The sequence below is a fragment of the Methylobacterium sp. PvP105 genome, assembly GCF_017876975.1.
Taxonomy (GTDB): Bacteria; Pseudomonadota; Alphaproteobacteria; order Rhizobiales; family Beijerinckiaceae; genus Methylobacterium; species Methylobacterium radiotolerans.
Genome location: NZ_JAGIPA010000001.1, coordinates 357,428 through 383,973, shown reverse-complemented (window position 1 = coordinate 383,973; position 26,546 = coordinate 357,428). Strand labels below are relative to the sequence as shown.

General features: G+C 71.1%; 27 protein-coding genes. 14 read left to right on the top strand and 13 right to left on the bottom strand.

Features of this window, described 5'->3' with window-relative positions; all coding sequences use genetic code 11:
• The first annotated feature begins 9 nt into the window (after positions 1 to 9).
• From J3A75_RS01900 to J3A75_RS01880, 5 genes are all read left to right on the top strand, one after another.
• Positions 10 to 1,029, top strand: coding sequence for an alpha/beta fold hydrolase (locus J3A75_RS01900; RefSeq protein WP_043075077.1), 1,020 nt, complete (start codon positions 10 to 12; stop codon positions 1,027 to 1,029).
• Positions 1,030 to 1,091: 62 nt separating this feature from the next.
• Positions 1,092 to 2,321, top strand: a complete 1,230-nt coding sequence (gene fmdA, locus J3A75_RS01895) for a formamidase (RefSeq protein WP_012322394.1) — start codon at positions 1,092 to 1,094, stop codon at positions 2,319 to 2,321.
• A 173-nt stretch (positions 2,322 to 2,494) separates the two neighbouring features.
• Positions 2,495 to 2,812: an FmdB family zinc ribbon protein gene (locus J3A75_RS01890; RefSeq protein ID WP_012322393.1), complete on the top strand. Its 318-nt coding sequence runs from the start codon at positions 2,495 to 2,497 to the stop codon at positions 2,810 to 2,812.
• A gap of 46 nt (positions 2,813 to 2,858) precedes the next feature.
• Entirely contained in the window at positions 2,859 to 3,914 is a 1,056-nt protein-coding gene (locus J3A75_RS01885; protein WP_012322392.1) for an aliphatic amidase, read from the top strand.
• Between the two features lie 57 nt (positions 3,915 to 3,971).
• Complete coding sequence (locus J3A75_RS01880; RefSeq protein WP_024828051.1) at positions 3,972 to 4,541, top strand: ClpP family protease; 570 nt, start codon at positions 3,972 to 3,974, stop codon at positions 4,539 to 4,541.
• A 102-nt stretch (positions 4,542 to 4,643) separates the two neighbouring features.
• On the opposite strand, the gene J3A75_RS01875 is transcribed toward J3A75_RS01880, so the two are convergent.
• From J3A75_RS01875 to J3A75_RS01865, 3 genes are all read right to left on the bottom strand, one after another.
• Positions 4,644 to 5,492: an oxidoreductase gene (locus J3A75_RS01875; protein ID WP_043075074.1), complete on the bottom strand. Its 849-nt coding sequence runs from the start codon at positions 5,490 to 5,492 to the stop codon at positions 4,644 to 4,646.
• Positions 5,493 to 5,519: 27 nt separating this feature from the next.
• Positions 5,520 to 7,481, bottom strand: a complete 1,962-nt coding sequence (locus J3A75_RS01870; RefSeq protein WP_071000585.1) for a cytochrome C oxidase Cbb3 — start codon at positions 7,479 to 7,481, stop codon at positions 5,520 to 5,522.
• A 134-nt stretch (positions 7,482 to 7,615) separates the two neighbouring features.
• Positions 7,616 to 8,368: an SDR family NAD(P)-dependent oxidoreductase gene (locus J3A75_RS01865; protein ID WP_071000584.1), complete on the bottom strand. Its 753-nt coding sequence runs from the start codon at positions 8,366 to 8,368 to the stop codon at positions 7,616 to 7,618.
• Between the two features lie 111 nt (positions 8,369 to 8,479).
• Here J3A75_RS01865 and J3A75_RS01860 point away from each other — a divergent pair, with 111 nt between their 5' ends.
• Positions 8,480 to 9,373, top strand: a complete 894-nt coding sequence (locus J3A75_RS01860; protein ID WP_012322387.1) for a LysR substrate-binding domain-containing protein — start codon at positions 8,480 to 8,482, stop codon at positions 9,371 to 9,373.
• Positions 9,374 to 9,383: 10 nt separating this feature from the next.
• Here the strand turns inward: J3A75_RS01860 and J3A75_RS01855 are convergent, their stop codons facing one another.
• Positions 9,384 to 10,325 carry a 2-hydroxyacid dehydrogenase gene (locus J3A75_RS01855; protein ID WP_071000583.1) on the bottom strand — a complete coding sequence of 314 codons (942 nt, stop codon included), beginning with the start codon at positions 10,323 to 10,325 and terminating at the stop codon, positions 9,384 to 9,386.
• Positions 10,326 to 10,429: 104 nt separating this feature from the next.
• Complete coding sequence (locus tag J3A75_RS01850; protein WP_012322385.1) at positions 10,430 to 10,657, bottom strand: hypothetical protein; 228 nt, start codon at positions 10,655 to 10,657, stop codon at positions 10,430 to 10,432.
• A 219-nt stretch (positions 10,658 to 10,876) separates the two neighbouring features.
• Between J3A75_RS01850 and J3A75_RS01845 the strand changes: the two genes are divergently transcribed.
• On the top strand, positions 10,877 to 12,349 hold the full coding sequence (locus J3A75_RS01845) for an MFS transporter (protein ID WP_024828057.1): 1,473 nt from the start codon (positions 10,877 to 10,879) through the stop codon (positions 12,347 to 12,349).
• 85 nt (positions 12,350 to 12,434) lie between these two features.
• Here J3A75_RS01845 and J3A75_RS01840 read toward each other — a convergent pair whose 3' ends face one another.
• From J3A75_RS01840 to otsB, 3 genes are all read right to left on the bottom strand, one after another.
• Positions 12,435 to 13,436, bottom strand: coding sequence for a glucokinase (locus J3A75_RS01840; RefSeq protein WP_043075067.1), 1,002 nt, complete (start codon positions 13,434 to 13,436; stop codon positions 12,435 to 12,437).
• A gap of 119 nt (positions 13,437 to 13,555) precedes the next feature.
• Positions 13,556 to 13,960, bottom strand: coding sequence for a DUF4260 domain-containing protein (locus J3A75_RS01835; protein WP_029358053.1), 405 nt, complete (start codon positions 13,958 to 13,960; stop codon positions 13,556 to 13,558).
• A gap of 28 nt (positions 13,961 to 13,988) precedes the next feature.
• Positions 13,989 to 14,732 carry a trehalose-phosphatase gene (otsB, locus tag J3A75_RS01830; protein WP_071000582.1) on the bottom strand — a complete coding sequence of 248 codons (744 nt, stop codon included), beginning with the start codon at positions 14,730 to 14,732 and terminating at the stop codon, positions 13,989 to 13,991.
• 114 nt (positions 14,733 to 14,846) lie between these two features.
• Here otsB and J3A75_RS01825 point away from each other — a divergent pair, with 114 nt between their 5' ends.
• Both J3A75_RS01825 and J3A75_RS01820 read left to right on the top strand, forming a co-directional pair.
• Positions 14,847 to 15,356, top strand: a complete 510-nt coding sequence (locus J3A75_RS01825) for a DUF427 domain-containing protein (RefSeq protein WP_012322380.1) — start codon at positions 14,847 to 14,849, stop codon at positions 15,354 to 15,356.
• 52 nt (positions 15,357 to 15,408) lie between these two features.
• Positions 15,409 to 16,632, top strand: a complete 1,224-nt coding sequence (locus J3A75_RS01820) for a serine hydrolase domain-containing protein (protein ID WP_071000581.1) — start codon at positions 15,409 to 15,411, stop codon at positions 16,630 to 16,632.
• Between the two features lie 28 nt (positions 16,633 to 16,660).
• Here the strand turns inward: J3A75_RS01820 and J3A75_RS01815 are convergent, their stop codons facing one another.
• The 5 genes from J3A75_RS01815 to J3A75_RS01795 form a co-directional block, all read right to left on the bottom strand.
• Complete coding sequence (locus J3A75_RS01815) at positions 16,661 to 17,275, bottom strand: DUF2147 domain-containing protein (RefSeq protein WP_012322378.1); 615 nt, start codon at positions 17,273 to 17,275, stop codon at positions 16,661 to 16,663.
• 243 nt (positions 17,276 to 17,518) lie between these two features.
• A complete protein-coding gene (locus tag J3A75_RS01810) occupies positions 17,519 to 18,049 on the bottom strand; it encodes a GNAT family N-acetyltransferase (RefSeq protein WP_012322377.1) in 531 nt (176 codons plus the stop codon).
• A gap of 142 nt (positions 18,050 to 18,191) precedes the next feature.
• Entirely contained in the window at positions 18,192 to 18,401 is a 210-nt protein-coding gene (locus J3A75_RS01805) for a hypothetical protein (protein WP_012322376.1), read from the bottom strand.
• Between the two features lie 408 nt (positions 18,402 to 18,809).
• Entirely contained in the window at positions 18,810 to 19,010 is a 201-nt protein-coding gene (locus tag J3A75_RS01800) for a hypothetical protein (protein WP_012322375.1), read from the bottom strand.
• 98 nt (positions 19,011 to 19,108) lie between these two features.
• Positions 19,109 to 20,212, bottom strand: coding sequence for a helix-turn-helix transcriptional regulator (locus tag J3A75_RS01795; RefSeq protein ID WP_012322374.1), 1,104 nt, complete (start codon positions 20,210 to 20,212; stop codon positions 19,109 to 19,111).
• A 467-nt stretch (positions 20,213 to 20,679) separates the two neighbouring features.
• Between J3A75_RS01795 and J3A75_RS01790 the strand changes: the two genes are divergently transcribed.
• Genes J3A75_RS01790 through J3A75_RS01770 form a run of 5 tightly spaced genes read left to right on the top strand, consistent with a single transcriptional unit; the run spans position 20,680 to position 26,543 of the window.
• Positions 20,680 to 21,822 carry a polysaccharide biosynthesis/export family protein gene (locus J3A75_RS01790; protein WP_234741142.1) on the top strand — a complete coding sequence of 381 codons (1,143 nt, stop codon included), beginning with the start codon at positions 20,680 to 20,682 and terminating at the stop codon, positions 21,820 to 21,822.
• On the top strand, positions 21,819 to 23,351 hold the full coding sequence (locus tag J3A75_RS01785; protein WP_012322372.1) for a GumC family protein: 1,533 nt from the start codon (positions 21,819 to 21,821) through the stop codon (positions 23,349 to 23,351). Before J3A75_RS01790 ends, J3A75_RS01785 begins: the two co-directional genes overlap by 4 nt.
• Complete coding sequence (locus J3A75_RS01780) at positions 23,348 to 23,989, top strand: CpsD/CapB family tyrosine-protein kinase (protein WP_029358045.1); 642 nt, start codon at positions 23,348 to 23,350, stop codon at positions 23,987 to 23,989. Before J3A75_RS01785 ends, J3A75_RS01780 begins: the two co-directional genes overlap by 4 nt.
• A complete protein-coding gene (locus J3A75_RS01775) occupies positions 23,977 to 25,614 on the top strand; it encodes an O-antigen ligase family protein (protein WP_071000579.1) in 1,638 nt (545 codons plus the stop codon). The genes J3A75_RS01780 and J3A75_RS01775 overlap by 13 nt, the downstream gene beginning before the upstream one ends.
• Positions 25,611 to 26,543, top strand: coding sequence for a glycosyltransferase family 2 protein (locus J3A75_RS01770; protein ID WP_071000578.1), 933 nt, complete (start codon positions 25,611 to 25,613; stop codon positions 26,541 to 26,543). The genes J3A75_RS01775 and J3A75_RS01770 overlap by 4 nt, the downstream gene beginning before the upstream one ends.
• Positions 26,544 to 26,546: the final 3 nt, after the last annotated feature.

Genomic DNA, 26,546 nt, shown 5'->3' with positions numbered 1-26,546 from the left:
GGCACCCGCATGGCGGATTACGAGATCTTCGAACTCGGCGACTTCGTGCTCCAGTGCGGCAAGACGCTGCGCGCGGCCAAGCTCGCCTTCAAGACCTTCGGGACGCTGAGCCCGGCCAAGGACAACGCCATCGTCTACCCGACCTGGTACTCGGGCCAGCACACCGAGAACGAGTGGTTGATTGGCCCCGGCAAGGCGCTCGACCCGGACAAGTACTTCATCATCATCCCGAACATGTTCGGCAACGGGCTCTCGTCCTCGCCGAGCAACACGCCGGCGCCCTGGAACGGGCCGCGCTTCCCCAACGTCACCGCCTACGACAACGTCCGCGCCCAGCACCGCCTGGTCACCGAGCATTTCGGCATCGAGAAACTCGTGCTCGTCACTGGCTGGTCGATGGGCGCGCTCCAGACCTACCACTGGGCGTCGATGTACCCCGACATGGTGCCGAGGATCCTGCCGTTTCAGGGCTCGGCCAAGTGCTCCCGGCACAATTACGTCTTCCTGGAAGGCGCCAAGGCGGCGCTGCAGGCCGACGCCGCCTGGGCGGAGGGCTGGTACGCGAGCCCGCCGACGCGGGGCCTGCGCGCCTTCGGCCGGGTCTACGCCGGCTGGGGCCTGTCGCAGACCTTCTACCGGCTCGAGGCCGACATCACCCACATGGGCTACGCCTCGCTGGAGGATTTCCTGATCGGGTTCTGGGAAGGCCTGTTCTACGAGCGCGACGCCAACAACCTGCTCGCCATGCTGTGGACGTGGCAGCACGGCGACATCAGCGCCAACGACACCTTCAAGGGCGACTTCAAGGCCGCGCTCGGCGCCATCCGCGCCAAGGCAATCCTGATGCCCGCCTCGACCGACCTGTATTTCCCGCCCGAGGACAACGCCATCGAGGCGGCCGCCATGCCGAATGCGGAGCTGCGCGTGATCGACACGTGGTGGGGCCATTTCGCGGGCGGGCCCGGCACCAGCCCGGACGACATCAAGGTCCTCGACGACGCACTCAAAGAGCTGCTCGCGAGCGGGTGAGAGACGCGCAGCGGCGCGCGGACGGGGCCTGCCCCGGAGAGTCAGGGAGCTGGAGACACGAGATGCCCGAGACGCTGATCAAGGTCGATCTCACGCAATCGGCCTACGACAACGACATGGTGCACAACCGCTGGCACCCCGACATCCCGATGGTCGCCTACGTGAAGCCGGGGGCGGACTTCATCGTCGAGACCTACGACTGGACCGGCGGCTTCATCAAGAACAACGATTCCGCCGACGATGTGCGCGACATCGACCTGTCGATCGTGCACTTCCTCTCGGGTCCGATCGGCGTCGAGGGCGCCGAGCCCGGCGACCTGCTGGTGGTCGACCTCCTCGACATCGGCGCCAAGCCCGAGAGCCAGTGGGGCTTCAACGGCTTCTTCTCCAAGAAGAACGGCGGCGGCTTCCTGACCGAGCACTTCCCGCAGGCCCAGAAGTCGATCTGGGACTTCGAGGGGATGTTCACCAAGTCCCGCCACGTCCCGGGCGTGCGCTTCCCCGGCCTGATCCATCCCGGCCTGATCGGCTGCCTGCCCGATCCGAAGATGCTGGAGACCTGGAACACCCGCGAGAAGGCGCTCTACGACACCGATCCGGAGCGCGTGCCGGCGCTCGCCACCCTCCCCTTCGGCCCGACCGCCCATATGGGCCGCCTGAAGGGCGACGCGAAGGACGCGGCCGCCGCCACCGGTGCCCGCACGGTCCCGCCGCGCGAGCACGGCGGCAATTGCGACATCAAGGACCTGTCGCGCGGCTCGAAGATCTACTTCCCGGTCTATGTCCCCGGCGCCGGCCTCTCGATGGGCGACCTGCACTTCAGCCAGGGCGACGGCGAGATCACCTTCTGCGGCGCCATCGAGATGGCCGGCTGGGTGCATCTCAAGGTTGAGCTGATCAAGGACGGCATGGCCAAGTACGGGATCAAGAACCCGATCTTCAAGCCGTCGCCGATCACGCCGAAATACGACGATCACCTGATCTTCGAGGGCATCTCGGTCGACGAGAGCGGCGGCCAGCACTACCTCGACGTCCACATCGCCTACCGGCAGGCCTGCCTGAACGCGATCGAGTACCTGAAGAAGTTCGGCTACTCGGGCGCGCAGGCCTACTCGATCCTCGGCACCGCGCCGGTCCAGGGGCACATCTCGGGCGTCGTCGACATCCCGAACGCCTGCGCGACGCTCTGGATACCGACCAAGATCTTCGAGTTCGACATCAACCCGGGCGCCGACGGACCGACCAAGTTCCTCGACGGCTCGATCCAGATGCCGCTCTCGCCGGATCTTTGATGCTTCGTTTCCCGGCCGGTCGCGGCTGACGCGACAGGCCCCCTCTCCCGGGCGGGAGAGGGTTGGGGTGAGGGATGCGACCTCTCCGGACAGGTCTCGCCCCTCACCCTGTCCCTCTCCCGAACGGGAGAGGGGACCCGCGCTTAACCCGGCAGCCCTTCTGGAAGCACCCCATGCCCGTCTACGATTACGCCTGCGAGGCCTGCGGCCCCTTCACGGTGATGCGGCCGATGGCGGAGTTCCGCGAGCCGCATGCCTGCCCGGATTGCGGCGGCACGAGCCAGCGCGCCTTCCTCACCGCGCCGCGCATCGCCGGCATGGATGCGGGCCTCAGGACCGCCCACGCCACCAACGAGCGCAGCCGCCACGCGCCCAAGCGCTCGGGCAGTCACGGAGCCGGCTGCGGCTGCTGCTCACCCAAGAAAGCGACCGCCGCCCCGGCCGCCGCCAAGAGCTTCCCGAAGGCGCGGCCCTGGATGATCAGCCACTGAGCCGCGCGCATCCGAGGGACGAACACGGTCAGGAGGACTTCACGCCATGATGCACGGAGACATCTCGTCCAGCCAGGACAGCGTCGGCGTCGCCGTCGTGAACTACAAGATGCCGCGCCTCCACACCCGCGCGGAGGTGCTGGAGAACGCCAAGGCGATCGGGAAGATGATCGTCGGGATGAAGACCGGCCTGCCCGGCCTCGACCTCGTGATCTTCCCGGAATACTCGACCCACGGCATCATGTACGACGCCGCCGAGATGTACGAGACCGCCTCGACGGTCCCGGGCGCGGAGACCGAGATCTTCGCCGCCGCCTGCCGGGAGGCCAAGGTCTGGGGCGTGTTCTCGCTCACCGGCGAGCGCCACGAGGAGCACCCGCACAAGGCGCCCTACAACACCCTGATCCTGATGAACGATCAGGGCGAGATCGTTCAGAAGTACCGCAAGATCATGCCCTGGACGCCGATCGAGGGCTGGTATCCGGGCGACCGCACCTACGTGTCGGACGGGCCGAAGGGGCTGAAGATCAGCCTGATCATCTGCGACGACGGCAATTATCCCGAGATCTGGCGCGACTGCGCTATGCGGGGCGCCGAGCTGATCATCCGCTGCCAGGGCTACATGTACCCGGCCAAGGAGCAGCAGGTCGTCATCTCGAAGGCGATGGCCTTCGCCAACAACACCTACGTGGCGGTGGCCAACGCGGCGGGCTTCGACGGCGTCTACACGTATTTCGGCCACTCGGCGATCATCGGCTTCGACGGCCGCACGCTCGGCGAATGCGGCGAGGAGGAGATGGGCATCCAGTACGCCGCCCTCTCCAAGTTCCTGATCCGGGATTTCCGCGCCCACGGCCAGTCGGAGAACCACCTCTTCAAGCTGCTGCACCGCGGCTACACGGGCATGATCAATTCCAAGGAGAACCGGCACGGGATGTCGGAATGCCCCTACGACTTCTACCGACGCTGGATCGAGGATCCCGACGGAACCCGCGACGCCGTCCGGGCCATTACCCGTCAGAGCGTCGGCACGGAGGAATGCCCGATCGAGGGCATCCCCTTCGTGGGCAAGGGTCAGGGTGCGCCCGACCCGGCGCGCTGATCGCCGGCTGGGCGCCGCGGGGGGCGGCCCTGGGCCGGACCTTGGACCAGGAGAACCATGGACACGACTCCCCTCGGCCCCACCGCCTTCCGGGCCCCCGCGGTGCTGCTCTCCGGCCCGGTCGATTACGACATGTACAAGGACTTCCGGCGCCAGCTCGGTGCGGCGGGGGACCGTGAGATCGTCGTGGTCGAGCTCACGACGCTCGGGGGCGATCCGGAGGTCGCCCGGATGATGGGGGAGGACATCCGCTTCAACACCGCGATGGACCCGAACCGGCGGTTCGTCTTCCTCGGCAAGGCGGCGATCTACTCGGCCGGCACGACCTTCATGAGCTTCTTCGCCCGGCCGAACCGCTACCTGACCTGCGGCACGCGGCTGATGATCCACGAGCGCAAGATGAACAAGCAGCTCCACGTCGAGGGGCCGCTCACCACCTGCATCGCCGCCGTGAAGGCGACGCTCAACGAGATCCTGTGCTCGATCGAGATCCAGAACGAGGGGTTTGCCAACCTCGTTGCGGGCTCGGACGTCACCCTCGACGAGGTGCTCGAGAAGGCGCCGGCCAACTGGTACCTCGAGGCCGAGGAGGCCAAGCGGCGCGGCCTGATCGAGGCGGTCATCTGAGCCGCGTCTTTGCGGATGCCGTGAAGCAACCCAGGGCAGCGCGACACCGGCGCGCGCGGCGCTGCTCGACGGCTTCGCTCCGCTCGCGAAGATGGCCGGGTTTCACGGCTGCGGGTAATCGGCCCCGAGGCTGGTCTCGCGCCATGCCTCGATCTCGGCGAGACGCTGCTTCAGCCGGCTCGTGACTGCGTCGTACCCCCAGGCGCCGAGGACGAGGTGGCGCGGCGGGTTCTCCATCTCGGTCACCCGGATCATCGCCTCGCCGGCCCGAACTGGATCGCCCGCCTGGGTGCCGCTCTTTTCCGAGGTCGCCTTGAGGCGCGCGCCGGCGGTCTCGGCGTAGTCGGGAATCGCGTTCGGCGTCTGGACGAGGGAGCGCCCGGCCCAGTCGGTGCGGAACGGCCCCGGCTCGATACAGGTCACACGGATTCCGAGGGGTCCGGCTTCGGCGGCGAGGGAATCCGAGAACCCTTCGACCGCGTGCTTGGTAGCCGCGTAGTAGCCCGAGGCCGGGAAGCCGACGAAGCCCGCCACCGAGGTGATGTTGAGGATGTGGCCGGAACGCTGCGACCGCATGACCGGCAGCACCGCCCGGGTCAGCGCGAACAGGCCGAAGACGTTGGCATCGAACTGGGCGCGGACCTTGTCCTCCTCGCCCTCCTCGATGGAGGACTGGTAGCCGTAGCCGGCATTGTTCACGAGCACGTCGATCCGCCCGAACGTGTCCGTCGCGGCGCGCACGGATTCGCGGATCTGACCGGCCTCGGTCACATCCAGGGACAGGGCGAGCACCCGGTCCTCGGCGCCCCGCGCGAGGTCGGCGACCTTGGCCCGGTCGCGGGCCGTCACCACCGCCCGCCAGCCGCGCCCGATGATGAGCCGGGCGAGCTCCAGGCCGAAGCCCGTGGAGCAGCCGGTGATGAACCAGACCGGATCGCTGTTCTGCGTCATGGCATGTCCTGAACTCGGGTGGCGGGGTCAGGGCGTCGCGGCCGGCTCCGTCAGGCGATCGACCGAGAGCAGGTAGGCGATCAGCGCCGTCTGCTCCTCCGCCGTCACGCCGGAGCCGGCATCCGCCCAGAAGGCGTGCCCCGTGCCGGTAACGCGGGCGATCCGCGCCGTATCCGAGGCGGCGTTCGCGGCGATCACCTTGGCCCGCAGATCCCGGTCGACCAGGGCGCGCAGACTGTTGGCGGGATCCGGGGCGACGCCCCTGTACAGCGTGCCCGGGACGCCGAGCTGGCCCTCGGCATCGGGGCCGACCGCGACGCCGGAATCGTGCAGGTACGGCGCCGTCCAGGCGAGGCCCACGAGGTTCGGCACCTTGTAGCCGCCCTCAGTGCCCCCCTGCCCCCAGGCGAGCTGCACCTGCGCGAGCGCCGCGCCCGCGAGCGGAACCGGGACGATGACGGGATCGGCCGGGGTCGGGAACGGCGTGTCGGTGGCGAACATCGCCGGCGCCGACAGGCGCGCCTCCATCTTGGCGCCCGCCCGGGCCCGGGTCGGCTCTGTGCCGATCTCGGCCTCCGGGACGACCCGGTGGTTGGTGAGCGCCGGGCCGGAATGGCAGGTGCCGCAGCCGGCCTTCTCGAACACCGCCCGGCCGGCCCGGACCCGGTCCGGATCCTGCCCGGCGGCCGGCGGGTGCAGCAGGTTCTGGAAGGCCGACATGGCGTTGTTGGCGTGGTTGACCGGCTCCCCGGGGACCGAGGTGAACAGGCCGTTGTCGGTGACGTAGTTGGTCGCCGGATAGGTCGGCAGCACCGCGTAGCTGTTCAGGCCCGGCGAGGCCGGGGTCGGATCGACGCTGCGCAGCACCTCCGACGGGCTGCGGCCGCCGCTCGGCTTGTAGCGGAACGCCTCGGTGGCCGCCCCGCGCAGCACGATGCCGAGATACGTCTCCGGATCCATGCCGAACAGCCAGGGCGCGGCGGCGGCGAGCTGGGTCGTGTCGGAATTGGCCGCGTGGACGTTGTTGTTGAGCGAGGACAGGCCGGCGAAGGGTCCGATCGCTTCGCGCCCGCTCCAGCTGTAGGGCTCGCCATAAGCGGAGAAGCTCGACGGGATCGAGGTCGGATTGGTGACCCGGTCGGCGGACGAGTCGAAGCTGCCCGGCGGCCAGCTCGCCACCTGCACCTTGGTGGCCGCCTCCACGGCCGCGGCGTCCGGCAGCGCCGGTCCCGCGTCGGTCGAGCCGGTATGCTGCGGGTCGGCGGAAGGTCGGGCATCGGCCTCTGGCACGCTGGCGTGCATGAAGTAGGCCGAGGAGTTCCTCGCGAGCGCCATCAGCAGCCCGGCATTGAGGTCGGTGTTGGGCGCGCCCTCAACCACCTTGCCGGTGCCGGGATCGACTGCGGCGTGGCACAGGGCGCAGGTGATCCCCATGCGCAGGTGACCGCGGTCGGAGAAGGTCTTGATCCCGATGATGAAGGCGCCGCCCTTCGGCACGTCCAGCCCGGTCGGGACCAGCTCGCCCGTCCGGTAGACGCGGTCGCCGACGCGCACGTCCTTCGCCATGGCGACCTGGAGGTTGGTCGTGCCCTGACCTCCGAGCTTCGCCACCGCCAGCGCGACGGCGCCGGGCGTGAGGCCGCCGTCGAGCATGCCCATGACGTCGGTCAGGAAGACCTCGTTGCCGAACGTCTCCTGATAGAAGGCCTGGCGTCCACGCTCGACCATGGCCGGATCGATCGCGACCGCGCCGCTCCTCGGCGAGAGCGCCTTCCGTCCGTCCTCGGTGGCTTCGAGCCCGTCGGCCTCCGCGCGCGAGACACGGCGGCCGAGAATGTCGAAAGCGGTCTGGATCGGGTATCGGTCCGGATTGAGCAGGTCCGCCCGGTCAGGCATCGGCGCGTAGCTGAAGCGGCCGAGGCTCAGCGTCGCGCCGGCCGCGACGGCCAGGAGCCCGGCGGTGATGAGGATGCGGCGCGGCCAACCCATGAGACCCGATTGTCCTTCCCGGCGCCCGCCCGCGACGAAGCGGGACCGGAGGGCCGGGCCTTTAACCGCCGGCCATTGTTAGGGTTCACCCCGGCGGCCGGGACCGGGTGTCGCGTCCCGGCCGACCCGGATCCTCAGATCTGGACCTGCCCGCCATCGGCGAACAGCTCGACGCCGTTGATGAAGCTCGCCGCGTCCGAGGCGAGGAACAGGACCGCCTGCGCGATCTCCTCGGGCCGGCCGACGCGGCCGGCCGGGATCTGGCCGGCGAGGAAATCCTTGGTGGCCGCCGCCTGATCGCCGCCGCCGAAGAGCTCGTCGAGCCCGGCGGTCTCGGTCACGCCCGGGCTGATCGTGTTCACCCGGATGCGCCGGTCCTTCAGGTCGAGGATCCAGTTCCGGGCGAAGTTTCGCACCGCCGCCTTGGTGGCCGAGTAGACGCTGAAGCCGGGCGTCCCGGAGCTGCCGGCGGTCGAGCCGGTGAGCACGATCGCGGCCCCGTCCCGCAGCAGCGGCAGCGCCTTCTGGACGGTGAAGAGCACGCCCTTCACGTTGGTGTCGAAGATGCTCTGGTAGTGCGCCTCGGTGATCGCGCCCAATGGCGCGAAGGTGCCGCCGCCGGCGTTGGCGAAGATCACGTCGATCTGCGCGTGCCTCTGCTGGACCGCATCGTACAGGCGGTCGATGTCGGCGAGGTTCGCCATGTCGCCGCGCACACCGGTGATCCGGCCGCCGATCTGCTTCAACGCCGCGTCGAGGGTCTCCTGGCGGCGCCCGGTGATGAACACCGAGGCCCCCTCGGCCACGAAGGCCTTGGCGGTGGCGAGGCCGATGCCGCTGGTGCCGCCGGTCACCACCACAACCTTGTCCTGAAACCTGCCAGCCATCGTCGTTCTCCGTGCTGCGGCCCCGTATGCGCCGCTGGCCGGAGAGATGCCGCCGGAACGATGATGCGGGTAGCCCGCGAATGTGGCACCCAGCGTTCCACTGGAGGAACGATGGTCCGCGCCGATCTGAACGACTACGTCTACTTCGCCGAGGTCGTCGCGCACGGCGGCTTCGCCGCGGCGGGCCGGGCGCTGCACCAGCCGAAATCGAAGCTGAGCCGCCGCGTCGCGGCCCTGGAGGCGCGCCTGGGCGCCCGCCTGATCGAGCGGTCGAGCCGGCGCTTCCGCGTGACCGAAGTCGGCCAGGGCTTCTACGAGCGCTGCCGGGCGATGATGCTGGAGGCGGAGCGGGCCGAGGCGCTGGTCGCGGAAGCGCAGACCGAGCCGCACGGGCGGATCCGCATGAGCTGCCCGTCGGGCCTCGCCGACATCGTCGCCGCGCGCGTCCGCGGCTTCCTCGTCCGCTACCCGAAGGTGAGGCTGCAGCTGGTCGTGACCGACCGGCCCGTCGACCTGATCGAGGAGCGGATCGACGTGGCGCTGCGTGTGCGGCGAGACCTGACGAGCGACGCGTCGCTGACCATGCGCACGCTCGGATCCTCGCGCTGGATCCTGGTCGCCGCGCCGCAGGTGGCGCGCGGCCTCGGTCCCGACATCGCCGCGCTCGGCGCTGTCCCGACGCTCGGCACCCGCGACGATCCGGGCGAGGCGGAGTGGCGGCTCGAGCACCGTGACGGCACGGTCGTCACCCTGCGCCACGAGCCGCGCCTGACCTGCGGCGACTTCGCCGCGCTCACCGACGCAGCGGCTGACGGTCTCGGGGTCGCGTTCCTGCCCGACCACGCCTGCACCGACGCCGTCGCGGCGGGTCGGCTCGTGCCCGTCTATCCGGACTGGCAGGGCCAGCCCGGGATCGTGCACATCGTCTTCACGACCCGGCGCGGGCTGCCGCCGGCCGTGCGCGTGCTGATCGACCACCTCGCGGCGACATTCCCGAAGCTGTGACGCGCGCGTCTCAGTACCCCCGCGCCGCGTCGACGCCGTCCGGCACCTGACCGGTCCGCCGATAGGCCCGCAGGTTGGCCGCCACCGTGGCGGCCGCCGAATCCATGTCGGTGGGCCCCGAGACGTGCGGCAGCACCGTCACGCGGGGATGGGACCACAGGGGCGACTCGGTCGGCAGCGGCTCGACCGCGAAGACGTCGAGGACCGTGTGGGCGAGATGGCCGGTGTCCAGAGCGGCGATCAGATCTTCGGTGACGACGATCGGTCCGCGGGCGAAGTTGATCAGCGCGGCGCCGGGCTTCAGGGCGGCGAGGCGCTCGGCGTTCACGAGGCCCCGCGTCTCCGGCGTCAGCGGCACGAGGCAGACGAGGATGTCGCACCGGCCGAGCATCGCCGGGAGGCCGTCGGCGCCGTGGAACGTCTCGAGGTCCGGCACCGCCTTGGGGCTGCGGCTCCAGCCGACGACGCGGAAGCCGGCTCCGGTGAGCCGCTCCGCCGCCGCGGTCCCGAGCGCCCCGAGGCCGAGCAGGCCCACCGTCGTCTCGGACGGCTTGCGGTAGGCGTGCGGGCGCCAGACCCGGTCGCGCTGCTGGCGGGCATAGGCCGGCATGTCGCGCTGGAGATAGTAGGTCCAGGCCAGCACGGCCTCCGCCATGGTGCGGGCCATCTCGCGGTCGACGAGGCGGACGATCGGCAGCGGCCGGTCGAAGGCGCCGACGAGCTTCTCGACCCCGGCCCAGAGGCTCTGCACCCAGACCAGCCCCGGCAGCGCCGCGACCTCGGCCGGATCGGGGTTGGCCACGACGGCGACTCGGGCCGCCGCCCGGGCCGCGTCGTCCATCGTCCGGAACGGGATTAGGCGCTCCTCGGGCATGGCCGCCGACAGGATGCGCAGATACTCCGCCTCCTGATCCGGCCCCTTGCACCCGACCAGGGCGATTGCCTCAGCCATCCGCGTCCTCCGCACCGTACCGTTCCACCCGTCCACGCGCGGGCGAAGCAGGCGCTGTGCCTGACAGGACCCGGATCGTCGAGACGGGCCGGGCGCCGGCGTTCTCAGCGCGCCTCGATCAGCGCCGGGTAGACGAGACGGACGTTGCGACGGTCCTCAGGGATCGCGGTCTCGGCCCGCCGGCGGATGCTGCCGGTCGTCGTCGCGACTGCGGGCTCGGTCGGCCGGAGGCGCCAGCGCTCGGCCGCCTGCATCGCGACGCGGGGCTTGGGCCGCTCGAGGTGCCGGTCCGCTCCCTCTGTGGGCGCGGTGGCGAGTCCGCCGAGCGTCATGGCGGACAGCAGGACGTACCGGGGCCAGGATCGGCGGGAACGGGCAGCACAGGAGGACATGGGAGGAGCACCGCGTGAACCTCCCTGTTCTGCGCGGCGCGCGTGAAGACGAAATCGAACCGAATCGATTTCCAACCCGTTCCCAACACCTGCCTACAGTCGCGGTAAATGCCGGCTGTCTCAGCAGGGTAAACACTTGGACCGGGAGGATACGCGGACATGGCGAGCAAGGTCGAGGGGGGATCCGGGACGCCGGAACGCGCGGAGATCGGCCGCGTGATCGACACCGACATCTCCGCGCGCCTGGACCGGCTGCCCTGGGGCCGCTTCCACGTACTGGTGATCGTGGCGCTCGGCATCACCTGGGTGCTGGACGGCCTCGAAGTGACGCTCGCCGGCTCCCTGGTGGGCGCGCTGCGCCAGCCGCCCATGTCGTTCTCGGAGTTCGACGTCGGGCTCGCCGCCTCCTGCTACCTCGTGGGCGCCGTCACCGGCGCGATCGGCTTCGGCTGGCTCACCGACCGGATCGGCCGCAAGAAGCTGTTCTTCATCACGCTCGCCCTCTACCTCGTCGCCACGGCCGCCACCGGCCTGTCGTGGAACATCTGGAGCTTCTGCTTCTTCCGCTTCCTCACGGGCGCGGGGATCGGCGGCGAGTACACGGCGATCAACTCGACCATCCAGGAGCTGGTCCCGGCCCGGGTCCGCGGGTGGACCAACCTCGTCATCAACGGCTCGTTCTGGATCGGCGCGGCGCTCGGCTCGTTCATGTCGATCGTGCTCCTCAAGCCCGAGGTGATCGACCCGGCCTGGGGCTGGCGCGTCGCCTTCTTCACCGGCGGCGCCATCGGCCTCGTGATCCTCCTCCTGCGCACCTGGATCCCCGAGAGCCCGCGCTGGCTCGCGACCCACGGCTACGCGGCGGAAGCCGACCGGGTCGTCACCGGCATCGAGAAGCGCTTCACCGACGAGGGCGTCACCCTGCCGCCGGTGGACGAGAGCAAGCGCATGAAGGTCCGCACCCGCGACCACACACCGCTCTCCGAGGTGTTCAAGGCGCTGTTCGTGACGAGCCGCAAGGAGACCATGGTCGGTCTCGCACTGATGATCGCGCAGGCCTTCTTCTACAACGCCCTGTTCTTCACGTACGCGCTGGTGCTGGAGCGCTTTTACCAGGTCCCCGGCAACCATGTCGGCTGGTACCTGCTGCCCTTCGCGCTCGGCTCGTTCCTCGGCCCGCTGCTCCTCGGGCGGCTCTTCGACACGATCGGACGGCGCAAGATGATCGCCTTCACGTACGGCATCTCGGCGCTGCTGCTCGCCGGTGTCGGCCTGCTGTTCCGCCTCGACGTGCTCGGGCCGGTCGGCCAGACCGCGGCCTGGATGGTGGTGTTCTTCTTCGCCTCGGCGGCGGCGAGCTCGGCCTATCTCACGGTCTCGGAGACCTTCCCGCTGGAGATCCGGGCCCTGGCGATCGCGGCCTTCTACGCGGTCGGCACCGGTATCGGCGGCGTCTCGGGCCCGCTCCTGTTCGGCACGCTGGTCGAGACCGGCTCGCGCGACTGGGTGCTGTTCGGCTACGGCCTCGGCGCTGTGCTGATGCTCATCGCGGCGGTGGTCGGAGGCATCTGGGGAACGGCCGCGGAGGGCAAGTCCCTGGAGGAGGTGTCGAAGCCGCTGGCAGCGGCCTGAGGGCAGGCCCGCGGCGACAGCCGTCCGCGCGGGCGGAGCGAGGCCGCCGGGCCTCGCTCCGCACAGCGCTCGCCGTCGCGGTCCGTCACGTTTCCCTGCGCCACACCTGCCCGTGGTAGACGAACTTGGCGCCCTCGTTCGCCAGGGCCGCCAGGCCCCGGAAGGCCGGGTCGTGGACGGTGATCACGCTGGTCGGGATCCGGCGCATCATCTCGGCGAAGGGCGCCTTCTTCTCGAAGGCGGTGCGGAAACCGCTCTCCTCGAGCACCTTGAGGATCCGGGGCGCGATGCCCCCGCCGATATAGACGCCGCTCGTCGCCAGGAAGGTCAGCGCGAGGTCGCCGCAGACGCGTCCGAGCACCCGGCCGAACAGCTCGAGCGTCTCGGCGGCGTGCGGATCGGTGGCGCTGAGACCGGCCTCGGTGACCGCGGCCGGCTCGATCTTCTCGTGCGGCTGCCCGGTCCGGACATGGGCGACGGCCGCGTGGAGCCGCGACAGGCCCGGCCCCGACAGCACCGTCTCCACGGTGATCCGGTCCTCGACCCGCTCCAGCGCGTGCCAGACCTTCTCCTCGAAGGCGTCGGCCGGGCCGATATCGGTGTGGCCGACCTCGGTGGACACGATGGCGAGATGCGCCGCGTAGGGGACCAGCGCCGCCGCGCCGAAGCCGGTTCCGGGGCCCAGCACCACGCGGGCGCCGCCGGGCACGGGCGGACAGGGCCCGACCGGCGTGAGGTCGTCGGGCTCGATATCGGCGGCGCCGGCCGCCACCGGCACGTAGTCGTTCACGACCGTCGCGGATGAGAGCCCGAAATCCTCGGCGATGCGCTGGCCCGCGATCTTCCAGTGCGCGTTCGTCAGCTGGATCTCCGGCCCGTCGACCCGGCCGGCGATCGCCAGGATGGCCGCGCGCGGCGCCGGGCCGCCGCCCTTCGCCAGCGACGCCCTGATCGCACTCGAAGGATCGGGATGGTCTGCGGTGGCCTCGTGCGCGAGGAGGCGGGGCTGGTCGCCGGCCTTCTCGATCAGACCGAACCGCGCGTTCGTCCCGCCGATGTCGCCGACCAGAACCGGAAACTCGAACATCGCAACTAGCCCCTGCTCTCTGGCCCGCCGCGACGGGACTCGCGCCCGGCACGGCTCCGGCGATTGATCGGCCCCGCGACCCCGCGCGGGCAAGTCCCATTCGGCGGCGATTGCACCGCTCAGGACGGCGCGATCGTCTTGTCACGCGGCCGGCCGATGACGCCAAGATGCGTATCACCGAATCCGCTGCCGTATTTGAGACCGTAACCGACGGCGCGGTCGAGACCGATATGGGCGAACCAGATCAAGGCCAACCCTACGGCCTCGGGATGGCCGACGGCGATCGCCAGGGGCAGGCCGACGAGCGGCAGCGCGAGCGTGTGCGCCGCATTGTAGAGCGCGGCGCCGACCGCGGGACCGGCCGCGTAGCCCAGCATGCTCAGGTCGGGAACGAAGAGCAGCGCCGCGAAGAGCCACCACGACGGCCCGAGCCAGCCATAGGCGAGCAGGGCGGCGACCAGGATGCAGGCTCCCTCCAGCCGCAGCAGCAGGCGCGGCCAGCCCGTGACGGAACGCCCCGTCATCGCGATCTCCCCTGGACGGCGCGGCGCGTCAGGCCGGCGGCAGCGCGTCCGGGTCGATCGCACCGCCGGCGGCCCAGTTGCTCAGCAGGGCACGGACGGCGGCGGGGTCGGGCAGGCGTCGCCGGGCGACGGTCTCGCCGTCCCCGACGCGCACCGCGACGCCGCCGTCCTCGTTCACCGACGCGAAGGCGATCTCGTCGGTGCGGTCGTCGCCGAAGAAGACGGGAATCCGTCCCGCGTAGGGCGCCTGCGCCATGAAGGCCCGGATCGCGTGGGCTTTGGTGGCCTGCGCGGGGACGATCTCGCCGACCGCCTTGCCGAGCTGGAGGCGATAATCGGCGCCGAGGACCTCCGCCGCGCCCTTCACCAGCGTCTCGGCCCGCAGCGCGTCGTCCGGGCTCGCGAGCCGCCAGTGGACCGCCACTGAGGCGCCCTTGTCCTCGATCAGGACCTGCGCCAGCGCGGCGGTCTCGGCCTGCAGGCGCGCGACCTGCCGGCGGAGGTCGGGGTGATCCTCCGCGCGGCCGCCGGTGAGCGCGCCGTCGACCCGGCGCTCCACGCCGTGAAGACCGGCCGCGTCGAGGCGCGCGGGCGTCAGGAAGCCGTCGATCACCGTGACTGGCCGGCCGGTGACGATGGCGAGGGCGCCGTCGAGGCGTGCCCGGAGACGCTCCAGATCCTCCACCAGACCCGGCTCGACCCGCACGGCATCCGGCCGCGGAGCGATCTCGGCGAGCGTGCCGTCGAAGTCGAGGAAGAGGGCGATGTCCATCGCGGGCGATCCCGGGCTCGAGTGTCGGCGACGGGCTAGCACGGGCGCGCCGGACGACAAACGCCGGCCGCGGCGCCCTATCTGGATCCGCACTGACACAGCACGAGGTTTCCCATGCGCGGATCGCCTTTCCGGCCCGTCCCCGATCCCGTCAGGCCGGGCGAGGAGAGCGTCTGGGACTATCCGCGGCCGCCGCGGCTGGAATCCGTCCCGGACCGGCTGCAGGTCGTGCTCGGCGGCCGCGTCATCGCCGAGACCGGTTCCGGCTTCCGGGTACTCGAGACCTCGCACCCGCCGACCTACTACCTGCCGCCCGCCGACATCGCGGACGGGGCGCTGGTGAACCGGCGGCGCGGCGGGATCTGCGAGTGGAAGGGACAGGCCGTCCTGTTCGACGTGCGCGCCGGCGACCGCCTCGTGCCCGGGGCCGCCTGGGCCTACCCGGACCCGACGCCGGATTTCCGCGCGATCGCCGGCTACGTCGCGTTCTACGCCGGCCCGATGGACGCCTGCTTCGTCGGGGCGGCCCAGGTGACGCCGCAGCCCGGAAACTTCTACGGCGGCTGGATCACGCCCGGCATCGTCGGCCCGTTCAAGGGTGGGGCCGGGACAATGGGCTGGTGATTTCGTTCCCCTCCCCTTCTACGCTTCCGGACCGCCACCACGAGGAGACCGCATGAGCGCGCTGACCGAGACCGATCCGACGGGTGCCGGGTTCAGCCCGGACGGGCTCGCCCGGATCGTGCCGTGGATGGACCGCCTCGTCGGCGACGGTCGGCTGGCCGGCCTGTCGGTCACCGTGGCGCGGCGCGGCCGCATCGCCTTCGCGCGTGCCTGCGGGCAGGCCGACCTCGCCCGGGCGACGCCGTTCACCCTCGACACGGTGACCCGGATCTACTCGATGACCAAGCCGCTGACCTCGGTCGCGGTGATGCAGCTCTACGAGCAGGGCCTGTTCCAGCTCGACGATCCGATCTCGCGGGTCCTGCCCGAGTTCGCCGAGATGCGCGTCGCCGTGGGCGGCAACCGGGCGAAGCTCGAGACCGAGCCCGCGCGCCGGGCGATCACCGTGCGGGACCTGCTGACCCACACGGCCGGGCTGACCTACGGCTTCATGGAAGCGACCCTGGTCGACGCGCAGTACCGCGAGCAGGGTGTCGACTTCCTGGCGCGCGAGGGCACGCTCGCCGAGATGACCGCGCGGGTGGCGAAGCTGCCGCTCCTCGCCCAGCCGGGCAGCGCCTGGAACTACAGCGTCGCCACCGACGTGCTCGGCCAGTACGTGGCGGCGCTCACCGGCCGCCCCTTCGCCGACCACCTCCGCGAGGCGGTGATCGGGCCCCTCGGCATGGTCGATACCGATTTCTACGTGCGGCCCGAGCTGATGCCGCGCTTCTGCGCCACCTACGCGTACGATCGCGCGCGGCAGCTGCGCCTGTTCGACGATTCGGTGGAGACGGCCTTCGCGCGCCCGCCCGCGATCGCGTCGGGCGGCGGCGGCCTCGTCTCGACGGCGGCGGATTACCAGCGCTTCTGCCGGATGATCCTCGACCGGGGCACCCTCGACGGCGCGCGCCTCCTGGGCCGCAAGACGGTCGACCTGATGCTGGCGAATCATCTGCCGGGCGATCTCGCCGCGATGGGCACGCCGCGCTTCGCCGAGACCTCCTACACCGGCATCGGTTTCGGTCTGGGCTTCTCGGTGATGCTCGACCCCGCCCGGGCCCAGATCCTCGGCACGCCGGGCGAGGTCGCCTGGGGCGGCCTCGCCTCGACGGCGTTCTGGATCGACCCGGCCGAGGATCTGTCGGTGGTGCTCATGACGCAGCTCGTGCCGTCCTCGGCCCTGCCGATCCGGCGCGAACTGCGCGTCCTGACCTACGCGGCCCTCGCCGATTGAGGGCCGGCCGCGGGAGGGCTGGCGCCGCTCACTCCTCCTTGGGCGCCTCGGAGGCGGCGGGCTTCTGAGCCGGCTTCGCGCCGGCCTTGGCGGTCGGCTTCGGGGCGGCGGTGGCGTACTCGGGATCGCTGCGCGGGCCGTTCGCGCCGTTGGTCGGGCCGGGAAGCTGGCCCGGCGCGAGATCGGTCACCTTGGTCCAGGTCTGCGACTTGCACAGGAACGCGATCAGGCAGCCGCGCACCGTCAGCTCGCCGGGCGTCTCGGTCCAGATGGTGACGTCGTAGGACTTGCCGTCCTCGGAATTGTAGATCTTGCCCTCGTAATGGGCGTCGGCGTTCGGCTTCAGGCCCATGATGAGCTGGTGCCCGAGGGACGGCCGAGCCTGCTTCTTCGGATCGGGGTTCTTGAAGTCGATCCGCGGCTCGCCCTTGTCGTTCAGCGGAACCTTCAGCCACACCACGTAGCCGCACAGCCGGTCACCCGCGGTCCCGCACTTCTCGAGGCGCACGCGCGCGCGGCCGTCCTCGGTGAGATAGGTTCCGCTGGGATCGGTCGGCGTCTTGGCCTGGGCCGTGCCCGCCAGCGCCGAGAGCGCCAGGATCGCGAGCGGCGCAACCCGGCGACCGATCGATGTAAACCGCATACCCGAACTCCCATCCCTCGCGAGTCGTGATGGAGCCTTGACCGCCCGCCCTCGCGTAAACCGCTTCCGCGCGCGGAAAGATCTCTCCCTCCGCGTCATCGCGCCCGCACCGCACCGAGAACCGGACGGCGTGCGCGTCATGCCCGCCCTCTCCCGCGCGAAGTTGTCCGCATCATGACAACTCAGCCGGGGTTTTGGACCAGAATCGCTCCCGCGATACTGGGACTGGCAAGCGATTGACGGTCAGATCCGCGTCGGCGGGAGGCTGCGGCCGGGTCCGAGGGAACGCTGCATGAGCGTCACGTCGAGCCAGCGCCCGTGCTTGTGGCCGACACCCGCGAGGGTTCCGACGGGCGTGAAGCCGAGGCTGGCGTGCAGCGCGATCGAGGCGGGAGAGCCGCTGTCGGCGATGATGGCGACCAGGGTCCGGCAGTCGATCTGCTCGCTCGCCGCGATCAGGGCCGTGAGCAGGCGCCGGCCGACTCCGCCGCCTCGGGCCGTCCGGGCGACGTAGATCGAATCCTCGAGGGTCGAGCGGTAGGCGGCGCGCTGGTGATAGGGCCCGGCATAGGCGTAGCCGGCGACCGTGCCGTCCCGGTCGGCCACGAGATAGGGAAAGCCGCCCGCGCGCAGCACCTCGAAGCGGCGGGTCATCTCCGCCAGCGTCGGCGGCTCCGTCTCGAAGCTGGCCGTGCTGGTGGTGACGGCGTCACCGTAGATCGTCGCGATGGCGGGGAGGTCGGCCTGCGTGGCCGGGCGTATCACGTCTGTCACGGCCGCAGGTTAAGCGAAGCCGCCTGGCTCCGGCAATGCGCCCCGCGGGGGCCCGGCGGGGCGCGGTCCTGCGGGCGGTCTCGCGGCCGCGGCGGGACCGGCGCCGCGGCGCAGATCCCGCGCGACTGGAGCGGTCGACGTCTTACTCGGCGGCGGACATCTCGGCCGTGAAGTGGCCGCACCAGTCCTTCGAGGCGACGACCGGCCAGAGGCCCTTCGACTCGGGGGCCGGCTGGCTGACCGGAGGATTGAAGCGGCAGAGGCCCTCGTCACCCTTCGCCTGGGCGCCGTTGAGCTTGTGATCGTCGAAGAAGCGGCAGCTTTCGCAGGCGGCGTTCGCGGAACCGGCCATCGGGTCTCTCCATCGGATGTTTCGGGTGGTGGGACCGCGTCGGCGGTGCGCCCTCCACAGTTCTTAATTAGAATAGCTCGAAAGTGAGGTCAACGGCAGGCCTGTGCGGAGCTTGCTCGGCCGGCGGCTCACGCGCGGAGCGGTGCGACGGATGGAGGGGGTGAGCGATCCGAGGTCGATGACGGGAGGTGATCCGGGCCGCTGCCTCCTGCGCCGGCGCTCCCGCCCTCAGGGCGACGACATCGGGCATGCCGCGATGGCGGCCCGGACACGTGCGACCCGGCACGGCTCAGAATGCAGCGAAGCCGGATTCCCGTCGGGAATCCGGCTTCGGAGAAGCGGCGGTGATCCGGTCATCGCCGGAGCGGGTCGATCCGATCGCCGTCGACGCGGACGGCGTCGGATCGGTCAGCCCTGCTTGGCCTTCTTGTTGGCGTTGTGGTGACCGATCGCGCAGCCCGCGGCCGCGCCCATCTTGCCGTGTCCGGCCATGTGCCCGGCGACACCGCCGACCACGGCGCCCTTGAGGCAGCCCTTCGCCTGGGCGGGCGCGCCGGCCAGCAGGCCCGCGACGGCCAGGGCGGAAACGAGTGCGATCCGATTCGTCATCGAGACTTCTCCTGTCGTTGGTGCTGCAACGGGCGGGTGGCCCGAGCCGTTCCCGCGCCGACCCGACAGCTCCGCGCGCCTCTCGGGACCGTGACCCGTCAGCGCGCGAGCCCGGCCACGAGCCGCACGAGGTCCGACTGGCGGCTCGCTCCGGTCTTGGCGAAGATCGCCTTCAGCTGCGAGCGCGCGGTCGCCGCGGTGATCGCGAAGCGCGACGCGGCCTCCGCGAGGGAGGTTCCGCTCGACAGCGCCTGGGCGAGCCGCGCCTCGGCCGGCGTCAGCCGGTAGGCCGCCTGGAGGATCGCGGTCGCGGGCGCGGCCGGGGTCCCGGGAACGCTCCCGAGGAGCAGCGTGCTCGCGCCGGCGAACAGGCCGCGGCTCGGTCCGACCAGCGGCACGACGTGGATCACGATCGGCGGCCCGTCGCGTCGCGCCGCCACGACGGCGGAGATCGGCGGCCGACCGAAGGGCCGCGCGAGCGCTTCGAGCTGCCGCGCGGCGTCCGGATCCTCCGCGGTGAGGCGGCCGCCCGCGAGCTTCAGGTCACGCCCCAGGAGGGCGCCGAACGCGTCGTTCCAGCGGAGCGCCCGCCCCTCGGCGTCGAGGATCAGGGCGGCGCGGTCGATCAGCTCGAAGGCCTGCGTCAGCCCCGCGAGCCGGGCCCGCTCGACCATCGACGTCAGCAGGCCCGCGCGCTGCAGGAGGGGCGACAGGGTCGCGAGGCGCCGCTGCTCGTGCGGCTCGTACGGCCCCTGCTCCACGGTCCGCTGCAGCGAGAGGCACCACAGACGCCCCTTCACGGCGAAGCCGATGCCGGCGAACCAGCGCAGGCCGCGGGAGGCCAGCAGGTCCTGGTAGAAGGGCAGGCGCGCGATCTCTTCCGGCGTGGTGAAGTCCTGATCGACCGCGATCCCGCGCGTCCGCATGAGCGGGATACCGCGGAGGCGATGGTCGTCGCGGTGCCAGCCCTCGTCGAAGTAGCGGCGCGAGGCGTCGGCGAGCGAGGCGGTGCAGAGCGATTCGAGGCCGGTCCGGTCTGAGCGCAGCAGCAGGGCGCCCTCGCTGCCGGATGCTCGCACAACGCGCTCGGCCAGGTCCGGCCAGCGCGCGGGGTCGACCACCGCCTCCTCGAGGTCCTCCCGGAAACCGGACTCAAGGTCATCGTGCAGGCGGGCGAAGAGATCCGGCCTCACGCCCGACATGTCGCGCGCCTCCCCCGTGACGGATACTGCCGCGCGACAGCGGCCCGCCGAACTATCGACCTCGATCCGTACGGCTTCATACCGTCGAACTATAGATCACGTTTCTAAATCCGAGCAAGCACCCCACTATTTACAGCTTTCGGTCGGCAGCGGACGGGCGGACTTCGCCGGCACTCCGCACCGCCGCGTCGAAATCCGCGCATCATTCGCCGGCGGAGGGAGCGACGGCGCCCGTCAGCACGACAGGTCGGCCTGAGCTGGGACCCGGCTTGCCGATCCCGCGCGGCTCTCGGGTCAGCACTCTGCCACGGCTTGCCATTTACAACTTCTGATAGAGTTGCCGTGAGCCGGGTTCAAGCCTCGTTAACCAAGCTTGGCGATTGTATCGCGGTGCGCGGTTCGATCACGAGTTGTGATGGGGCGAGCGCAGTCGAGCAGGATGCGGCTGAAGGTCGATGGCGTTTTCCTTGTCTGCGTTCCTCGGCGCGTCGCACCTGCGTGCCGGCCGACCATCCGGCGCCGCGGGGACCGCGCTCGCGCTCCTCGCCTGCGCGCCGCTGCTCGCCGGCTGCATGTCGGGCCGCCCGCAGAGCGCGTCGCGCTCAGGCCTCGACGTGACGCAGACCGGCTCGGTCACCGAGGGCCTCCCCGCGGCACTGGTCGCGGCCGCCCAGGAGGAGGTCGGGCGGACCATGCGCCTCGGGCTGGCGAACTACCGGCTGAACGTCGGCGACAACCTCGAAGTCTCGTTCCTGATCGATTCCAGCGTCGTCCAGCCGACCTACCGCCTGAACCCGAACGACGAGTTCGACGTCGATTTCCGGACGCACCCGGAATACAACCGTACGGTGATCGTCCGACCGGACGGCCGGATCTCGCTGCCGGGCAAGAACGGCATCAAGGTCGCGGGGCTGTCGCCCGAGGCGGCGGCCGCGCTGATCAAGAGTACCTACGACGACGTGCTGATCGACCCGGTCGTCACGGTCATGCTGCGCCGGTTCCGCACCGTGACCGACGATTTCCGCGACCTCACCCAGCGGGCCGACATGGGCCGCGTGAAGGTTCTGGCGATCGAGCCGGACGGCAAGATCAACCTGCCGATGGTGCCCCCCGTCCAGGCGGCGGGCCGGACCGTGCACGAGGTCATGGGCAGCCTGAACGCCGCCTACAAGCACCAGCTGGCCTCGGTGACGACCAGCGTCCGGCTCGCGAGCCTCGTCCCGGCCAACACCATGGTATTCGGCGAGGTCCGCGCCCCGGGTCCCGTCACCCTGCAGGGACCGCGGACCCTGGCGCAGGTCCTGGGCTCGGCCGGCGGCGTCCTCCCGACGGCGGCCGGCGAGGCCGTACGGATCATCCGCTTCGACGCCGAGGCGGCCGGCAGCGTGCGCATCGTCGACATCAGCCAGCCGGGCCTCGCGGATTCGATCGTGGTGCCGCCCAACGCCACGGTCTACGTGCCGCCCTCGCTGCTGGCCAAGACCGCCCGCGCGGTGGACCTCGTGGTGCGCCAGATCCTGCTCTTCAACGGGACGGGCTTCGGCGTGAACTACATCACCGGCCCGGCCGCCAGCACCTCCACCACCGCCACCGTGAGGTCCGGCACGTGAGGCAGACCGACCTGACCGCCGCCGACGCGGTCGAGGGCCCGGCCTTCGACCTCCGCGACGCCCTCGCGGCCCTGTTCCGGCACATCCGGCCCGCGCTGCTGATCCTGGTCGCGGCGATCCTCGGCGCCGGGATCTACCTCCTGCTGACGCCGGCCGAGTACACGGCCGACGCCAAGCTGATCATCCGTCTCGGCCGCGAGAAGGCGGGCGCCCCGCTCCAGGGCGGCGCGAACCAGAACTACATGTTCTCCGAGCGCGCGCAGAACGTGAACAACGAGATCGAGATCCTGCGCGACCCCAGCATCGTGCGCGACGAGTTCGCGGCGCTGAAGGCGATCACCCCGACCGGCGACCTCGGGCCGCCGCCGGCGGACTGGATCGACTGGCTGATCTACCAGGGCCGTCAGGCCGTGCGCGGGGCCAAGGCGGTCAAAACCTGGATCGTCGACACGGTGCGGATCCCGTTCGAGGCGGTGGGCCTGCTGCGCCACCTCACGCCGGACGAGAAGCTCTACGAGGCCTATCTCGCGGCGTTCAAGGTCGTCTTCGTGAAGGAGACGGACGTGATCCTCACGGGCTTCACCTGGACGGACCCGCACTTCGCCGCCCAGGCGCTGAACCGGCTGCTCGACGCCTACAAGCGTCGCCACGTCGAGGTCTACGCCGACGAGACCCCGGCCTCGTTCTACCAGAGCAAGCTGGACCGCGCCCGGGCCGACCTCGCCGCCATCGACGCGCAGCTCGCGACCTACCTCAAGGGCAACAACACCGCGAGCTTCGAGATCGAGCAGCAGAACGATCTCGGCACCCTGGCCGACCTCGCCAAGCAGAAATCGGCGGCGCAGATCGAGCGCGAGGTGGTCGAGACCCGGCTCAAGCGCACCCGCGAGGCCGGGCCCGACCGCTGGCAGCCGACGCCGCCCGACGCCGATCCGACGGTCACGGCCTTCGACCAGCGCTGGGCGGACCTGCGGACGAAGCGCGCCGAACTGGCGGTGCGGTTCCGGCCGACCGCCCCCGAATTCGTCAGCCTCGATCGGGACCTGGCCGCGCTGGCGCGGCAGAAGTATCAGGCACTCCTCGCCGCCGACACGGCGAAGCTCGCCGTCCTCGCCGAGAAGATCCAGAGCATCACGGGGATCGAGCAGACCCGCCGCCGGGCGGCCATCGGCCAGAGCGACGCGGCGCTGGCCTACGGCCGGCTGACCCAGCAGAAGGGCCTGCTCACCGACGAGATCACCGAGACCCAGAAGCGGATCGACGCGCTGAAGACCGGCACCGGGCTCGACGCGCAGGCCGTCACCTCCTCGGCCCTGGTGGCGCGCGCCGTTCCGCCGCGGCTGCCCTCCGGCCCGAACCGGCCGCTGATCCTCGGCCTCGCGGCCGGTCTCGGGCTGCTCGCCGCCCTGGCCTACGTCGCCCTCGCGGAGATCCTGGCCCAGACCTATCGCAGCGCGTCCGAGGTCGCCCGCTCGCTGCGGGTGCCCGTGCTGGCCGCGGTGCCGCTGCAGACAGGAGCCGCCGGATGATCGCCGCCGCAGCCGCACCCCGCATCGATCCGGCGATCCTCGAACCGGCACTCGTCCAGCTCACCCGGCACGAGGCGCGCGTCCGCCGGGTCGGCGTCACCGCGGTCCAGCCCGGCGAGGGCGTGAGCACCCTCGCCCGCGAACTCGCCGGCGCCTACGCCCGGCGGGGCCGCAGCGCGGTGCTGATCGAGGCGAACTGGTCGCGCCCGTCGCTGGCGGAGGCCTACGGCCTGACCGGCCGGCCGGGCTTCGCCGACATCGTCGCCGGCGCGGTGGCGCCGAGCCGCGGCGTCCACGCGGTTGCCGAGAACCTGAGCGTCGTGCCGGCGGGCAGCGCGTCGGCCATCCGCGAGGCGACCCTCGACGACGGCCGCGTCGAGGATTTCCTCGCGCTGATCGACGACCGCTTCGACCTCGCCATCGTGGATTGCGAGCCGATCACCGAGATCGGCGACGCCGCCGCGCTCTCGCCCTTCGTGGACGGCTTCATCGTGGTGATCGGCGCCGAGCGCACCCGCCGGGCGGTGGCACAGCGCGCCCTGGCCGACCTCAAGGCTGCCGGCGGTGCGCCGCTCGGCGTCGTCCTCAACCGCACCCGGCGACCGATCCCGAAATGGCTCTACCGATGGCTCGGGTGAGCGCGGCCCCCGTCCGCGCGCTGCGGGTCCTGCCGCTGGCCGGGATCGGCTTCGCGGCGGCGGCCGGCGCGATCGCCCTGAGCGCGGCGCCGCTGAAATTCGCCGTCGTCGGCCTCGCGGCGGCCTTCGGCGGGGTCGGCGCCCTGATCGTCGGGCGCCTCTATCGCCTCACACCGCTCCTGCTCGTGGCCCTCGCGGTCGGGCTGACGGTCAAGCTCGACGTCAGCTTCCTCCAGCATTTCGAGGCCGTCGGTCAGTACCTGCCGAGCATCGGCGGCGGGGCCGGCCTGACGGTGAGCGTCGCCCTGCTGGTGGCCGCGGCGCTGATCGTCGCGAAGCTCACGGGCCTCGGGGAGGCTTCTCCGGGCCTGCGCCTCGACCGGCCCCTCGTCCTGACGCAGTTCTGCTTCCTGGTCGCGGGGCTGCTCTCGCTCTCCAACGCCACCGACACGGCCTATCTCTGGTTCGACACGTGGCGCTTCGCCGGCCTGCTCCTGGTCTCGGTCGCGGTCTCGAACCTGTCCGAGTCCGACATCCGGACCCTCGCGCTGGCGATCTGCGCCCTCTGCCTCGTCCAGACCGCGGTGGCGGGCCTGCAATACATCTCGGGCTCGGAACTGGGCCTCTCGGTGCTCGGCGAGGAACAGATCGTCGAGGAGAACATCAACTTCTCGGCCCAGCGCCGCGCCGGCGGACTGAAGGTTCACCCGAATATCCTCGGCTACTACTACGAGTTCGTCTGGCCGCTCGCCCTGGCGCTGGCGCTGTCGCGCGGGCCGCTCCTCCTGCGCCTCGCGGGCGCCGCGGGCGCCGCCTCGGCCCTGGTCGGCGTGGTCCTGACCCTGTCGCGCGCGTCCTGGCTGACCTTCCCGGTCTCGGCCGCCCTCCTGATCCTGCTGGTCTACCGCGACCGCCTGTTCTCCCGGACGAGCCTGATCGTCTTCGGCCTGCTGGCGATCGTCGGCGCCGTCGCGGCGCTCTACGCCGGCCCGCTGATCTGGGAGCGGCTCACCGCCGACGACGGCGGCTCGGCCGCCCAGCGCGGCCCGCTGAACGCGGCGGCCCTGGCGCTGTTCGAGCAGTTCCCGATCTTCGGCGTCGGACTCAACAACTTCGGCAACCAGTTCGCGGTCCTCGATAGGACCGGCCTGTCCCGTCTCGCCGGATTGTTCGACCGGTCGAACCACGTGGTGCACAACCTGCACATCCTGATCCTCACCGAGGTCGGGATCGTCGGCTACGCGGCCTTCGTGCTGGTCTTCGGCACCGGCATCGTCCGGGGCTTCCGCGCCGCCCGCCGCGCGCCGGTGGGCGATCCGCTCGCGGCGATCGCGGCCGCCTGCGCGGTCGGCCTGATCGCGCACCTGCTGCACGGGCTGGTCGATCCGGGCTTCCGCCTGAATCTCGGCATCGCCGAGTTGCTCTACACCGGCCTCGGGCTGATCGCCGGGGTGCGGGCGGCGCAGCGGCGCAGGGCTGTCGAAGCGTCCCGGGCGGTCGCGTCCACCGGCATGATCGGCGCGGCGCGCGCTCGACCGGAGCGGAACCCGGCGCCGCGCAACCCTTCGCGCCCGGCGTCGCCCGGGGGGCGACCAGCCCTGGCAGCGTATGGAGACCGTTCGTGAGCGCCGTCAGCCTCAGCGTCCTGATCGTCACGTACAATGCCGGCCAGGACATCGAGACCTGCCTGGAACGGCTGGCGGAGAGCCGCATCGACCGCCCCTACGAGGTGATCCTCGTCGACAACGCGTCGACCGACGGGACACCGGAGCGGGTCGCGAGGGTCTTTCCCTGGGTCCAGGTGATCGCCGAGCGGACCAATCACGGCTTCGCGGGCGGCAATGCCGTCGCGCTGAAGCACGCGCGCGGCGCGGCGATCCTGCTCCTCAACCCCGACGCGTTCCTGCGCGACCCGGGCGCGCTCTCGGGCTTGCTGGACCATCTCGACGCGCATCCGGAGGTCGGGGCGGTCGGTCCGCGCCTGACCTTCCCGGACGGGACGCACCAGGTCGGTGACGCCGGCTACGAACCGCGCCCGCTCTCGATCCTGGTCCACGCCGCCGGCCTGTCGGGCCGCTTCGGGCTGCGCGGCCTCTACCTCGCCAGTCGCCAGGCCAAGGGCGCGCGGCCCCTCGACGTGGACTGGATCTGCGGGGCCTGCCTGCTCCTGCGCCGCTCGGCGATCGCCGCGATCGGCGGCCTGCAGAGCCCGATGTTCCTCTACGGCGAGGACGTGGATTGGGGCTGCCGCCTGCGCGATGCCGGCTGGCGCGTCGCCTACCGCCCGGACATCGCCGTCACCCACCTCCAGGGCGGCTCCGGCAGCACACGCTCGGCCCGCTGGCTCGATGGGCTGGCCGCCATCTACAGCCTGCGCAATGCCGGCCGGCCCCTGTCGTCGCCCGCCTTCTTCTCGGGGCCGCTCCGGCTCGGCTTCACCCTGCGGGCGCTCGCCTACGGTCTCGCGGCCCGGCTGCGCGGGCAGCCGGACCTCGCCCGCAAAGCCGACGACATGCGCAGGTTCGCCGGCCACCTGCGCAGTCTTCGTCTCTGATCT

Excerpts from the sequence above, each read along its gene's own strand:
- J3A75_RS01775 (WP_071000579.1), top strand. The coding sequence starts at position 23,977 with ATGGCTCGGGTGAGCGCGGCCCCCGTCCGCGCGCTGCGGGTCCTGCCG.
- J3A75_RS01800 (WP_012322375.1), bottom strand. The coding sequence starts at position 19,010 with ATGACGAATCGGATCGCACTCGTTTCCGCCCTGGCCGTCGCGGGCCTG.
- J3A75_RS01845 (WP_024828057.1), top strand. The coding sequence starts at position 10,877 with ATGGCGAGCAAGGTCGAGGGGGGATCCGGGACGCCGGAACGCGCGGAG.
- J3A75_RS01880 (WP_024828051.1), top strand. The coding sequence starts at position 3,972 with ATGGACACGACTCCCCTCGGCCCCACCGCCTTCCGGGCCCCCGCGGTG.
- J3A75_RS01855 (WP_071000583.1), bottom strand. The coding sequence starts at position 10,325 with ATGGCTGAGGCAATCGCCCTGGTCGGGTGCAAGGGGCCGGATCAGGAG.
- J3A75_RS01795 (WP_012322374.1), bottom strand. The coding sequence starts at position 20,212 with ATGTCGGGCGTGAGGCCGGATCTCTTCGCCCGCCTGCACGATGACCTT.
- J3A75_RS01780 (WP_029358045.1), top strand. The coding sequence starts at position 23,348 with ATGATCGCCGCCGCAGCCGCACCCCGCATCGATCCGGCGATCCTCGAA.
- J3A75_RS01860 (WP_012322387.1), top strand. The coding sequence starts at position 8,480 with ATGGTCCGCGCCGATCTGAACGACTACGTCTACTTCGCCGAGGTCGTC.
- J3A75_RS01805 (WP_012322376.1), bottom strand. The coding sequence starts at position 18,401 with ATGGCCGGTTCCGCGAACGCCGCCTGCGAAAGCTGCCGCTTCTTCGAC.
- J3A75_RS01835 (WP_029358053.1), bottom strand. The coding sequence starts at position 13,960 with ATGACGGGGCGTTCCGTCACGGGCTGGCCGCGCCTGCTGCTGCGGCTG.
- J3A75_RS01850 (WP_012322385.1), bottom strand. The coding sequence starts at position 10,657 with ATGACGCTCGGCGGACTCGCCACCGCGCCCACAGAGGGAGCGGACCGG.
- otsB (WP_071000582.1), bottom strand. The coding sequence starts at position 14,732 with ATGGACATCGCCCTCTTCCTCGACTTCGACGGCACGCTCGCCGAGATC.
- J3A75_RS01820 (WP_071000581.1), top strand. The coding sequence starts at position 15,409 with ATGAGCGCGCTGACCGAGACCGATCCGACGGGTGCCGGGTTCAGCCCG.
- J3A75_RS01900 (WP_043075077.1), top strand. The coding sequence starts at position 10 with ATGGCGGATTACGAGATCTTCGAACTCGGCGACTTCGTGCTCCAGTGC.
- J3A75_RS01840 (WP_043075067.1), bottom strand. The coding sequence starts at position 13,436 with ATGTTCGAGTTTCCGGTTCTGGTCGGCGACATCGGCGGGACGAACGCG.
- J3A75_RS01825 (WP_012322380.1), top strand. The coding sequence starts at position 14,847 with ATGCGCGGATCGCCTTTCCGGCCCGTCCCCGATCCCGTCAGGCCGGGC.
- J3A75_RS01885 (WP_012322392.1), top strand. The coding sequence starts at position 2,859 with ATGATGCACGGAGACATCTCGTCCAGCCAGGACAGCGTCGGCGTCGCC.
- fmdA (WP_012322394.1), top strand. The coding sequence starts at position 1,092 with ATGCCCGAGACGCTGATCAAGGTCGATCTCACGCAATCGGCCTACGAC.
- J3A75_RS01890 (WP_012322393.1), top strand. The coding sequence starts at position 2,495 with ATGCCCGTCTACGATTACGCCTGCGAGGCCTGCGGCCCCTTCACGGTG.
- J3A75_RS01815 (WP_012322378.1), bottom strand. The coding sequence starts at position 17,275 with ATGCGGTTTACATCGATCGGTCGCCGGGTTGCGCCGCTCGCGATCCTG.
- J3A75_RS01875 (WP_043075074.1), bottom strand. The coding sequence starts at position 5,492 with ATGACGCAGAACAGCGATCCGGTCTGGTTCATCACCGGCTGCTCCACG.
- J3A75_RS01865 (WP_071000584.1), bottom strand. The coding sequence starts at position 8,368 with ATGGCTGGCAGGTTTCAGGACAAGGTTGTGGTGGTGACCGGCGGCACC.
- J3A75_RS01870 (WP_071000585.1), bottom strand. The coding sequence starts at position 7,481 with ATGGGTTGGCCGCGCCGCATCCTCATCACCGCCGGGCTCCTGGCCGTC.